This is a genomic window from Micromonospora tarensis (genome assembly GCF_016803395.1).
In the GTDB taxonomy this organism is placed as follows: domain Bacteria; phylum Actinomycetota; class Actinomycetes; order Mycobacteriales; family Micromonosporaceae; genus Micromonospora; species Micromonospora tarensis.
In genome coordinates this window covers 1-11888 of record NZ_JAEVHL010000201.1, presented here as the reverse complement: position 1 = coordinate 11888, position 11888 = coordinate 1, and the positions used below count along the sequence as shown (strand labels likewise).

Here is an 11888-nt window from a genome sequence, read left to right as displayed (position 1 = left end):
GCGCGGCAAGGGCTACCAACCGCCGACCGACGTCGAGATCAGCGAACTGGAGCGCGACTCACCGGCGGCCGGCGCCTCGGCGCCTCCGGGCGGACCTTGTCCAGGTAGATCTTGCCGCGGGCGTCGATGTCCGCGATTTCGACCTCGACCCGGTCGCCGACGTTGAGGAAGTCCTCGACGCGCTCGACCCGCTTGCCGTCGCCCACCTTGGAGATGTGCAGCAGGCCGTCCCGGCCCGGCAGCAGCGAGATGAACGCACCGAACGCGGCGGTCTTGACCACCGTGCCGAGGAACCGCTCGCCCTGCTTCGGCAGGGTCGGGTTGGCGATGCCGTTGATCCGGTCGACGGCCGCTTGGGCCGACGGGCCGTTGGTGGCGCCGACGTAGATCGTGCCGTCGTCCTCGATGGAGATCTCGGCACCGGTCTCGTCCTGGATCGCGTTGATGGTCTGCCCCTTCGGGCCGATCACCATGCCGATCTTGTCGACCGGGATCTTGACGGTGGTGACCCGCGGCGCGTAGTCCGACATCTCGGCCGGAGCCTCGATCGCCGCCTTCATCACGCCGAGGATGACCTGCCGGGCCTCGTTGGCCTGCTGCAACGCGGCGGCCAGCACGTCCGACGGAATGCCGTTGAGCTTGGTGTCGAGCTGGAGCGCGGTGACGAACTCCGGCGTGCCGGCGACCTTGAAGTCCATGTCACCGAACGCGTCCTCGGCACCGAGGATGTCGGTCAGCGTCACGTACTGGGTCTTGCCGTCCACCTCGTCGGAGATGAGCCCCATCGCGATGCCGGCGACCGGCGCCTTCAGCGGGACACCCGCGGAGAGCAGGCCCAGCGTCGAGGCGCAGACCGAACCCATCGAGGTGGAGCCGTTGGAGCCGAGCGCCTCGGACACCTGCCGGATGGCGTACGGGAACTCCTCGCGCGACGGCAGCACCGGGATCAGCGCGCGCTCGGCGAGCGCGCCGTGGCCGATCTCGCGACGCTTCGGCGAGCCGACCCGGCCGGTCTCACCGGTCGAGTACGGCGGGAAGTTGTAGTTGTGCATGTAGCGCTTGCGGTTCTCCGGGGAGAGCGTGTCCACCATCTGCTCCATCCGGAGCATGTTCAGCGTGGTGACGCCCAGGATCTGGGTCTCGCCCCGCTCGAACAGCGCCGAACCGTGCACCCGGGGCAGCACGCCGACCTCGGCGGTCAGCGCCCGGATGTCCCGCGGGCCACGCCCGTCCATGCGGACCTGCTCGCGCAGCACGCGGTTGCGCACCTCGGACTTGGTCAGCGACCGGAAGGCAGCGCTGAGCTCCTTCTCCCGGCCCTCGAACCGAGCGCCCAGCTCCTCGGCGACCCGGGCCTTGACCCGGTCCAGGGCCTCCTCGCGGTCGGCCTTGCCGGCGATGGTGATCGCCTCGGCCACGTCGGCGCGGGCCAGCTCGGCGACCGCGTCGTAGACGTCGTCCTGGTAGTCCAGGAAGACCGGGAACTCGGTGACCGGCTTGGCGGCGACCTCGGCCAGCTCGCTCTGCGCGCGGCACAGCTCACGGATCGCCGGCTTGGCGGCCTCCAGGCCGCTGGCGACGACCTCCTCGGTCGGGGCGGTGGCACCGGCCGAGATCAGGGCGACGGCGTTCGGGGTGGCCTCGGCCTCGACCATCATGATCGCGACGTCGCCGTCTTCGAGCGTGCGGCCGGCCACGACCATGTCGAAGGTGGCGCGGGCCAGCTCCTCCAGGGTCGGGAAGGCGACCCACTGGCCGTCGATGTGGGCGACCCGGGTCGCCCCGATCGGGCCGGAGAACGGCAGGCCGGAGAGCTTGGTCGACATCGAGGCGGCGTTGATCGCCACGACGTCGTACGGGTGCTGCGGGTCGAGCGCCAGGATGGTCTCGACGACCTGGACCTCGTTGCGCAGGCCCTTGACGAAGGACGGGCGCAGCGGCCGGTCGATCAGCCGGCAGGTGAGGATCGCGTCCTCGCTGGGCCGACCCTCACGGCGGAAGAACGAGCCGGGGATGCGGCCCGCGGCGTACATCCGCTCCTCGACGTCGACGGTCAGCGGGAAGAAGTCGAACTGCTCCTTCGGGTGCTTACCGGCGGTGGTGGCGGAGAGGACGACCGTCTCGCCCAGCTGGGCGATGACGGAACCGGCGGCCTGGCGGGCCAGCCGACCGGTGGAGAAGGTGATCTCGCGGGTGCCGAAGGACCCGTTGTCGATCACGGCGGTGCGGGATTCGGTGCCGAGTTTGGTCTCGGTCATGTGCTGTCGTGCTCCTTCGCGTCGTGGGCCCACGACATCGGGGAGCTGCTCAGCCGGCCGGTCTTCGATCGAAGCGCCCGGGTGGCCGGCATGATGCCGGACTTCCCGGGGGCCACTACCGGAGACCGGTACGCTGACCGGCTCCCTCTCGGGTGGTCGCGCGGCCCGTGTTTCTTTCAGGTGGGACGCGGTACGGGGGAGCGGCCGTCCGGCCACTCCCCCGTCACGTCACCGGCGCAGACCGAGCCGCTCGATGAGCGACCGGTAGCGGGCAATGTCCTTCTTCTGGACGTAGTTGAGCAACCGACGGCGCCGGCCGACCAGCAGCAGCAGCCCACGGCGGCTGTGGTGGTCGTGCTTGTGCACCTTCAGGTGCTCGGTCAGCTCGGCGATCCGCTTGGTGAGGACCGCGACCTGGACCTCCGGCGAACCGGTGTCGCCCTCGGCGGTCGCGTACTCCGCGCGGATGCTGGCCTTGGCTTCCTGATCGAGCGCCATGTTCTCCCTGTTTCGATGGGTTGATCAAATGGGTGTCCGTCGTCCCGGTGGACCGGAAACGGACCGGTACCTCGCACCCGCGGCGTCGAGCAGGCACGCGAGGCCCCACGCCGGTCACCCGACGTCCCGGCAAGACTACCAGCACTCGCCGGTAACACCCGGCGAAGGGCCTCGGTGGCGGCCCGTCACCCCACCACGATCAGGCCAGTACGCGCCGGGTGCGTTCGACGTCCTGGTTCATCTGGGCGATCAACGGCTCGATCGAGTCGTACCGGATCTGACCGCGCAGGTGCGCCACGAAGTCCAGGGCCAGCCGCTCGCCGTACAGGTCGCCGGAGAAGTCCAGCGCGTACGCCTCGACCCGTCGCTCCCGGCCGGAGAAGGTCGGGTTGGTGCCGACGGAGACGGCCGCCAGCAGCGGCTCGTGCTGGCCTCGGCGGATCAGCCGGGCCGCGTACACCCCGTCGGCGGGCACCGCCGCGTACCGGTGGCAGAGCAGGTTGGCGGTGGGGAAGCCGAGTTCCCGGCCCCGCTGGTCGCCGCGGACCACGACGCCCTCCACCCGGTGTGGGCGGCCCAGCGCGGCGGCCGCCGCGCCCACGTCGCCCGCGTCGACGCAGGACCGGATGTACGTGGAGGAGAAGACGGTGCCGGCCTCGGCGACCAGCGGGGCGCCCTCCACGCCGAAGCCGAACGTCTGACCCAGCCGTTCCAGCAACGCCACGTCGCCGGCGGCCCGGTGCCCGAAGCGGAAGTTGCCGCCGACCACCACCAGCGCCGCGTGCAGATGTTCGACCAGCACGTCGTGCACGAACTGCTCGGCCGGCACCCGGGAGAACTCCGGGGTGAACGGCACCACGCAGAGCACGTCCACGCCCAGCGCCTCGATCAGCTCCGCCTTGCGGGCCGGCTCGGTGAGCACCGCCGGGTGCGAACCGGGGCGGACCACCTCGGCCGGGTGCGGGTCGAAGGTGACCACCACCGACTGCACGCCCAGCTCCCGGGCTCGGGCCACGGTGTGCCCGATGGTCGCCTGGTGCCCCTTGTGCACGCCGTCGAAGACGCCGATGGTGACGACCGAGCGCCCCCACCCGCCGGGCGCCGCGTCGTACCCCCGCCACCGCTGCATGCCGTTCCTCCCCTGCTGTCCCGCCGGCCGGGGGCCGGCGGACCTGCGCCCCGCCGTCAGGCCGGGGCGAGCACGATCTCCGCGCGGCCCGCCCGTCCCGCTCGCTGACGATAGCGATCAAGCCGCCTGCCGGCCCGAACACGGCGTACGGCCCGGTGAGGCCGGCCGGTTCCAGCGGCCCGCCGTGGGCGAGCAGCCGGGCCTCGTCGGGGGTGGCCTCCCGGCGCGGGAAGAACCGCTCCGCGGCCGCGTCCATCGGCAGGTTCACCACGTTCGGGGCGCGCTCCTCCAGCTCGTCGAGCGTGGCCGCCTCGCTGAGGGTGAAACCGCCCACCGCGGTACGCCGCAGCGCCGTCAGGTGCCCGCCGACGCCGAGCGCCAGGCCGGCGTCCCGGGCGATGGCCCGGATGTACGTGCCGGAGGAGCAGGTCACGTCCACGTCCACGTCGATCACGTCCGGCTCGGTGCGGCGGATCGCCAGCACCTCCAACCGGGAGATGGTGACCCGCCGCGCCGGCAGTTCGACGCTCTCCCCGTCACGGACCCGCTTGTACGCCCGCTGTCCGTTGATCTTGATGGCGCTGACCGCGCTCGGCACCTGGTCGACCTCGCCGCTCAGGGCCGCCAGCGCCGAGCGGATCCCGTCGTCGGTCACCAGGCCGACCGGAGTGGTGGCGATCACGTCGCCCTCGGCGTCGTCGGTGACGGTGGCCTGACCGAGCCGGATGGTGCCGGCGTAGCTCTTGCTCGCGCCGATGACGTAGGTCAGCAGCCGGGTGGCCCGACCCACACCGATCACCAGTACGCCGGTCGCCATCGGGTCGAGGGTGCCGCCGTGCCCGACCCGTCGGGTCTTGGCCAGCCGGCGGACCCGGGCCACCACGTCGTGCGACGTCATGCCGCCGGGCTTGTCGACCACGATCAGACCATCGGTGCTCACGTCGGCCAAGCCTGCCAGACGGCTCGCACGGGCAGCCGCGTGGGCGGCGCTCGCGTGCTGCCCACCACCGGAGCACGCGGGGCTGACCGACGGAGACCACTACCGGGTCAGCGGACGGCCCCGACCACCGCCCACCTGCCGTTGCGCAGGCGCAGCAGCAGGGCGACCAGCCGGATCACCACGAACAGGGTGAGCCCGGCCCAGATGCCGCCCAGCCCGAGGTCGAGGGCGTACGCCAGCCAGATGGCGGGCAGGAACCCGCCGAGCGCCGCCACGATGGTGAGGTTGCGCAGGTAACGCACGTCGCCCGCGCCGATCAGCACACCGTCGAGGGCGAACACCACCCCGGCCAGCGGCAGCATGACGACGAACCACGGCCACGCGGTCATGGCCTGCTCGCGTACCCCCGGATCGGAGCTGAACCAGGACGGCACCACGCCGGCGCCAGCGGCGATGAGCAACGCGAAGCCGACGCCGCAGACGCCACCGAGCAGCCCGATCCGGCGGGCGAGCGCCCGCGCGCCCGCGTCGTCGCCGGCACCGAGCGCGGCGCCCACCAGCGACTGGGCGGCGATGGCCAGCGCGTCGAGCACCAGCGCGGTGAAGAACCAGAGTTGCAGGGCGATCTGGTGGGCACCGACAGCGGCGGCGCCGAAGCGGGCGGCGACGGCGGTGGCGGAGAGGAAGCTGGCCTGGAAGGCGATACCTCGGATCAGCAGGTCCCGGCTGAGCACCAACTGCTGGCGGATCACGCGGGGCCGGGGTCGCAGCGACACCCGTTCGGCGACCAGGGCCGCGGCGAAGAGCGCCCCGCAGAGGGTCTGCGCGACGACGTTGGCGACCGCCGAGCCGATCAGGCCCAGCTTGGCGGGGTAGACCAGCAGCGGGCAGAGCAGCGCGGAGAGCAGGTTGGGGCCGAGCACGAAGTACAGCGGACGGCGAGTGTCCTGCACGCCGCGCAGCCAGCCGTTGCCGGCCGCGGCGAGCAGCAGGCCGGGGGCACCGAGGGCCGCGAGCCGCAGCCAGTGTGCCGCGGCGTCGGCCACGTCGCCACCACCGCCGGCGAGGGTACGCGCGAGCGCGGCTCCGCCGAACTGCATGCCGATCGCGATCAGCAGACCGACACCGAACGCCAACCAGGAGGACTGGACGCCCTCGGCCACCGCGGCGGCCCGGTCTCCCGCTCCGAAGCGGCGGGCAGCGCGCCCGGTGGTGCCGTACGCGACCACGGTGCCGACCCATGCGGTCAACGTCATCACCGTGCCGCCCACGGCGAGCGCGGCCAGCGGCACCCGGCCGAGGTGACCGACCACGGCCGTGTCGACGAGCACGTAGAGCGGCTCGGCGGCGAGCACCACGAGGGCCGGCAGGGCGAGGCTGGCGATCCGGCGCGGCGAGGCGGCCCGGTCGGTGGTGGCGGTCTGGCTCATCGCCGCCGATCCTGGCACGAGCGCAGTAAGGATCGCAATCCCGCCGACCGCTTACCTCGGTCGGTCGCTGGCGGTCCGGCTCATCGCGGTCCCCCGCGGCAGCACCTGCCGGCAGGCAGTCGGAGCGCGGGCCTCTGGTCAGAGGCTTTCGAGCTGATGTCGTAGACGAATCACGTCGTGACGTCGTAGACGAAGCATGTCTGGACGTCGCAGACAAATCAGGTCGTGACGTCGCAGACGAAGCACGTCGTGACGTCGCAGACGAAGCACGTCGTGACGTCGCAGACGAATCACGTCGTGACAGCGCAGACAAAGCAGGTCGGAGCGCGCGGACGAGACAGGTCGCGATGTCGCAGACGATTCAGCTTCAAAGGCGCACCAGGAGGCGCCCGACCCTTCCCGACCGTGTCCGCAGGAGGGATTACCGCCGGACGGGTCGGATCACTGACGGGTGTCCATCGACGTCTGCAGCGCGCGGCGAGCCTGCTCGCGGGCGTCGTCAGTGGTCTCGGGCTTGGGCTTCTTGGACATGGTGGCGCTCCTTCCAGGGTGCGAGCCGCCGACATGCGGCGGCCCTCACGGGCGGTCGTGCTGAGCGCCCCACGGCGGTCCGGGGTTACCGGAGCAGCCGACTGGGCAGCGTGAGCCCGGGTCGGTCCGACCCTGGAGGGAGGCGGCACGGGGTGTGGCACCACCGCCCGTGACCTGCGCCGCTATCCGGCGCCGGCCATCTCCCAAGCTATCGTTCAGGTCCACATGCTGCTTACGGTTCCCGCCATCTGGACAGTCGACAACCCGGCTCAGCGGGCCAGGAAATGCCAGCCCAGCCACCACCAGAACCCGAACAGACCGATCCGGCCCACCGGAACCGGGCCGACCTCGTAGCGCATCACGTACGCGCAGACCTCGCCCAGGGTGGGGATCCGCGAACCCTCCCGCCGGGCCATCCACTCGACGACCGCGAAGAGGGCCAGGGCGGTGAGGAAACCGCCGATCGCGAGGGCCCGCATCATCGCCGCACCAGCCCCCAGAAGGCAGCCAGCCAGGCGAACCAGACTGCCGAGCGAGTCAGGTGATCTTCCAGGAGTGGATCGGCCAGCCGCGAGAAGGTGGGGAATTCGTCGCCGACCGCAAGCACGAACGTGGCGCCCTCGAAGACCCCGAAGACCACCACCGGCACCGCCCACCAGACCGCGCCCGAACCCAGTCGGTGTGGCGCCGGTCGACGGGGCACCCGATTGCTCAGACCGAGCCAGATCAGCACCCCACCCGTGCCGAGGGTGAACAAGTTCGCCTCGGTGGAGAAGGACGCGAACCGGCCACCGACGAGCGACAGGCAGACGAGGACGGGGACCGAGACGGCGGGCCGATCCCAGGCGCGGGGGGCCTCCACGGTGAGGTCGTGCGGCTGCTCCATCCCGCAATTCTTCCCGGTCTCACGGAGCGCGGGAAGACCAACACCCCCCGGAGCTGACCCTGATCTTCGCGACCGGTCCATCGACGAACGACGAACGGCGAAAGTCAGCGACCGGGGATCACCGCCGCGTCCAGCTGAGCACGGATCGAGTCGACCACCTGCTCGACGGTGCCCCGACCGGTGAACCCGGCCGCGAACCGGTGCCCGCCGCCGCCCAGCGCGACAGCGACCCGGCTGACGTCCACGGCGCCCTTGCTGCGCATCGACACCGCCCACTCGGTGGCCGTGCCCTGTTTCACCACACAGGCCACATCCGCCTCGGCGGTGCAGCGCACCGAGTCGATGAGCGCCTCCAACACGTACGGCCGCTGATCGTGCCGAGCCAGGTCGTCGAGCGTGGCGAAGGTCCACACCAACCCCCGGCCGCCGGCGGCGGCCGGCTCCAGCCGGGCCCGGCCGAGCACCTCACCGAAGAGCCGGACCGCGCCGAAGGGCCGGGTGTCGAAGACCCGCCGGGAGATGTCACCGGGCGAGATGCCGGTCGCCAGCAACCGGGCCGCCAGCTGGTGCACCGCCGGGGTGGTCGCCTCGAACCGGAACGAGCCGGTATCCGTGGTGAGCGCCACGTAGAGGCACTCGGCGATGGCCGCGTCCACCACCACCCCGAGCCGGGTCAACAGCCGCTCGGCCACGACCGATGTCGCCGCCGCACTCGGGTCGACCAGATTGACGGTGCCGAAGCCGGGGTTGGAGGCATGGTGATCGAGCACCAACGCCGCGCCCGCCGTCGACAGCCGTCCGGCCAACTCGCCGAGGCGCGACTCGCTCGCCGCGTCGAAGCAGATCACCAGGTCGGGTGCCGGGTCCGTGGCGTGCGCCGGAACCAGCAGGTCCAGTCCGGGCAGCCCACGGAACGGCTCGGGCACCTCCGGCGGACCGGGGAAGGTGGCCCGCACGTGCTGGACGCCGAGCTGCCGCAGACCCAGACCGAAGCCGAGCATGCTGCCCAGCGCGTCGCCGTCCGGGTTGATGTGGCAGATGAGCAGCACCCGGCCGGTCGGCGGAACGGCCCGCAGCAACGCCTCGGCCGCCGCCCAGTCCCTCTCGGCCGGGCCGGCCTCGGTCGCCCCGGCGAGTGGGGCGCTGGCGGTGCTGGTCACCGCGTTTCCCCACCCGCGCGGGGTCCTTGACGTCGGTGGCCTCGTCGGCCTCGTCCGTCTCGTCGGCCTCGTCCGTCTCGTCGTCCTCCACCCGGTACGGCTGGGCATCGCCCGCGTACTTCGCCTGGGCGGCGAGCCGCTGCACCTCGGCGTCCGCGTTCCGGGCGGCGGCGAGCAGGTCGTCGATGTGCTTGACCTGGTCCTGCACGTCGTCGAGGACGAAGGTGAGGGTCGGTGAGTGGCGCAGCCCGAGGGCCTTGCCCACAGTGCTGCGCAGCATGCCCTTGGCGCTCTCCAGCGCCGCCGCGGTGTCCGCCTGGGCCACCGTGTCGCCGAGCACCGTGTAGAAGACCGTCGCGTCGCGCAGGTCCGCGGTGATCCGGGCGTCGGTGATGGTGATCATCCCGAGCCGCGGGTCCTTGATCTGGCTCCGCACCACCGACGCGACCAGCTCACGCACCCGTTCCGCGTGCCGGCGTACCTTGGCCGGATCAGACATCTCGCCACCTCCACGGCGTCCCGCTCCCGGTCGATCGGCGGCCCGGGGCCGCCGGTCGACCGGCCAACATCTCGAACACTACCTTCGCGGCCGTACCGGTCGCCCGGCACAGCCGGCACCGTGGTCAGTCGTCGTCCACGCCGTACAGCCGGCGGCGGACCGACAGCAGCTCGACCTCGGGGCGACCGGCCACCAGGCGCTCACAGGAGTCGAGCACCTCGCGGACGTGCGCCGTCTCGGCGGCCACCACGGCCACCGCCAGCTGCGCCCGACCGTGCAGGTCGAGCGCACCCACCTCGGCGGCCGAGACCTCGAAGCGGCGCAGCGCCGCCACGATCGGCCGTACATATGATCTCTTGGTTTTGAGCGACCGGGAGTCGCCCGGCAGCAGCAGGTCGAAGACCGCGGTTCCGGTGAACATCGCTCCGGACGATACCGCCAACCCGCCCCGCATGATCAAGGGGTTTACGCCGGTCGGCGTAAACCCCTTGATCAGCGTGTCACTGCCGGATCAGGCGCGAACCTTCTCCCGCATCTCGAAGGTCTCGATGACGTCGCCGACCTGGACGTTGTTGTAACCACCCAGGGTCAGACCGCACTCGAAGCCCTCGCGGACCTCGGTTGCGTCGTCCTTGAACCGCTTGAGCGAGGTGATCGTGAGGTTGTCCGCCACGACCGCCCCGTCCCGAAGCAGTCGAGCCTTCGCGTTGCGTCGGATGACGCCCGACCGGACGATGCAACCGGAGATGTTGCCGATCTTGGACGAGCGGAAGACGTCGCGGATCTCCGCGGTGCCCAGCTCGGCCTCCTCGTACTCCGGCTTGAGCAGGCCCTTGAGCGCTGCCTCGATCTCCTCGATGGCCTGGTAGATGACGGTGTAGTACCGGATCTCCACGCCCTCGCGGTCGGCCATCTCGCGGACCTTGTTCGAGGCCCGCACGTTGAAGCCGATGATCGTGACCGGCTCGGACGAGGCGCTCGCGAGCATGACGTTGCTCTCGGTGATCGCGCCGACGCCCCGGTCGAGGACCTTGAGCTGGACCTCCTCGGGGATGTCGAGGTTGAACAGCGCGTCCTCCAGGGCCTCCACCGAACCGGAGACATCGCCCTTGAGGATGAGGTTGAGCGAGGTCTTCTCGCCCTCCTTGAGCTGCTCCATGAGCGTCTCGAGGGTGGCCCGACCGCGGGAGTTGGCGAAGGACGCCGCCCGCCGCCGTGCCTGCCGCTGCTCGGCGATCTGCCGCACCGTGCGGTCGTCCGCCGCGGCGAGGAAGGTGTCACCCGCACCGGGCGGCGCGGTCAGACCCAGAACCATGACCGGACGCGCCGGACCAGCCTCGGAGAGCTGGTTGCCGTTCTCGTCGAGCATGGCCCGGACCCGGCCGTGCGCCCCACCGGCGACGATCGAGTCGCCCGCCCGCAGGGTGCCCTTCTGCACGAGCACCGTCGCCACCGCACCGCGGCCCTTGTCCAGGTGCGCCTCGATGGCCACACCCTGCGCCGGCCCGTCGATCGGAGCGGTCAGCTCCAGCGACGCGTCGGCGGTCAGCAGGACCGCCTCGAGAAGCTCCTCGATGCCGATGCCCGGCTTGGCCGCCACGTTGACGAACATGGTCTCGCCGCCGTACTCCTCGGCGACCAGGCCGTACTCGGTCAGCTGCTGGCGGACCTTGTCCGGGTTGGCGTCCGGCTTGTCGACCTTGTTGACCGCGACCACGATCGGCACGTCGGCCGCCTTGGCGTGGTTCAACGCCTCGATGGTCTGCGGCATCACGCCGTCGTCGGCCGCGACCACCAGGATCACGATGTCCGTGACCTGGGCACCACGGGCACGCATGGCGGTGAACGCCTCGTGACCCGGGGTGTCGATGAAGGTGACCGCCCGGTCCTCGCCCTCGTGCGGGACGTGGACCTGGTAGGCGCCGATGTGCTGGGTGATGCCACCCGCCTCGCCCGCCACGACGTTCGCCTTACGGATCGCGTCGAGCAGCTTGGTCTTACCGTGGTCGACGTGACCCATGACGGTCACCACCGGCGCACGGCTGACCAGACGCTCCTCGGCCACCTCCGCGTCGAGGTCGATGTTGAACTGCGCGAGCAGTTCGCGGTCCTCGTCCTCCGGGCTGACGATCTGGATGTCGAAGCCCAGGTGCTCACCCAGCAGGTGCAGGGTGTCGTCAGAACAGGACTGGGTCGCGGTGACCATCTCGCCCAGGTTGAACATCTCCTGGACCAGCGAACCCGGGTTGGCGTTGATCTTGTCGGCGAAGTCGGACAGCGAGGCGCCACGGGAGAGCCGGACGATCTGACCCTGACCTCGGGGAGCACCCGAGCTCATGGTCGGAGCCGACAGGTTGTCGAACTCCTGTCTGCGCTGCTTCTTGGACTTGCGACCGCGCGTCGGCCGGCCACCCGGACGCCCGAAGGCACCCGCGGCACCGCCGCCACGGCCACGACCACCGGCACCCGGACGTCCGCCGCCACCGGCCGGACCACCCGGACGGAAACCGCCACCGGGAGCACCCGCACCGCCGCCGGGACCGCCACGGTAGCCACC

At 71.3% G+C, this 11888-nt stretch carries 8 protein-coding genes and 3 pseudogenes; all 11 read right to left on the bottom strand.

Translation table 11 applies throughout. From position 1 onward, the window contains the following. Positions 1 to 60 precede the first annotated feature (60 nt). A pseudogene (locus JM949_RS27475) lies at positions 61 to 2258 on the bottom strand (polyribonucleotide nucleotidyltransferase); the annotation flags it as partial. A 228-nt stretch (positions 2259 to 2486) separates the two neighbouring features. Further along, on the bottom strand, positions 2487 to 2756 hold the full coding sequence (gene rpsO, locus JM949_RS27470) for a 30S ribosomal protein S15 (protein WP_030337594.1): 270 nt from the start codon (positions 2754 to 2756) through the stop codon (positions 2487 to 2489). Between the two features lie 199 nt (positions 2757 to 2955). Then, positions 2956 to 3885 carry a bifunctional riboflavin kinase/FAD synthetase gene (locus JM949_RS27465; RefSeq protein WP_203151122.1) on the bottom strand — a complete coding sequence of 310 codons (930 nt, stop codon included), beginning with the start codon at positions 3883 to 3885 and terminating at the stop codon, positions 2956 to 2958. 56 nt (positions 3886 to 3941) lie between these two features. Then, positions 3942 to 4825: pseudogene (gene truB, locus JM949_RS27460) on the bottom strand (tRNA pseudouridine(55) synthase TruB). Between the two features lie 107 nt (positions 4826 to 4932). Beyond that, positions 4933 to 6255, bottom strand: coding sequence for an MATE family efflux transporter (locus JM949_RS27455; RefSeq protein WP_203151121.1), 1323 nt, complete (start codon positions 6253 to 6255; stop codon positions 4933 to 4935). Positions 6256 to 7055: 800 nt separating this feature from the next. Beyond that, on the bottom strand, positions 7056 to 7265 hold the full coding sequence (locus tag JM949_RS27445) for a DUF6186 family protein (protein WP_203151123.1): 210 nt from the start codon (positions 7263 to 7265) through the stop codon (positions 7056 to 7058). Then, positions 7265 to 7672, bottom strand: coding sequence for a hypothetical protein (locus tag JM949_RS27440; RefSeq protein ID WP_203151120.1), 408 nt, complete (start codon positions 7670 to 7672; stop codon positions 7265 to 7267). Before JM949_RS27440 ends, JM949_RS27445 begins: the two co-directional genes overlap by 1 nt. A 104-nt stretch (positions 7673 to 7776) precedes the next feature. Continuing rightward, complete coding sequence (locus JM949_RS27435; protein ID WP_309232354.1) at positions 7777 to 8832, bottom strand: DHH family phosphoesterase; 1056 nt, start codon at positions 8830 to 8832, stop codon at positions 7777 to 7779. Positions 8833 to 8890: 58 nt separating this feature from the next. Beyond that, positions 8891 to 9331, bottom strand: a pseudogene (gene rbfA / locus JM949_RS27430) (30S ribosome-binding factor RbfA); the annotation flags it as partial. A 124-nt stretch (positions 9332 to 9455) separates the two neighbouring features. Continuing rightward, positions 9456 to 9752, bottom strand: a complete 297-nt coding sequence (locus tag JM949_RS27425; protein ID WP_203151118.1) for a DUF503 domain-containing protein — start codon at positions 9750 to 9752, stop codon at positions 9456 to 9458. 90 nt (positions 9753 to 9842) lie between these two features. Then, positions 9843 to 11888, bottom strand: a 2046-nt coding sequence (infB, locus tag JM949_RS27420; RefSeq protein ID WP_203151117.1) for a translation initiation factor IF-2, incomplete at its 5' end; no start/stop codon positions are given.

Coding starts and splice junctions, on each gene's coding strand:
- rpsO (WP_030337594.1), bottom strand. CDS start 2,756: ATGGCGCTCGATCAGGAAGCCAAGGCCAGCATCCGCGCGGAGTACGCG.
- JM949_RS27465 (WP_203151122.1), bottom strand. CDS start 3,885: ATGCAGCGGTGGCGGGGGTACGACGCGGCGCCCGGCGGGTGGGGGCGC.
- JM949_RS27455 (WP_203151121.1), bottom strand. CDS start 6,255: ATGAGCCAGACCGCCACCACCGACCGGGCCGCCTCGCCGCGCCGGATC.
- JM949_RS27445 (WP_203151123.1), bottom strand. CDS start 7,265: ATGCGGGCCCTCGCGATCGGCGGTTTCCTCACCGCCCTGGCCCTCTTC.
- JM949_RS27440 (WP_203151120.1), bottom strand. CDS start 7,672: ATGGAGCAGCCGCACGACCTCACCGTGGAGGCCCCCCGCGCCTGGGAT.
- JM949_RS27425 (WP_203151118.1), bottom strand. CDS start 9,752: ATGTTCACCGGAACCGCGGTCTTCGACCTGCTGCTGCCGGGCGACTCC.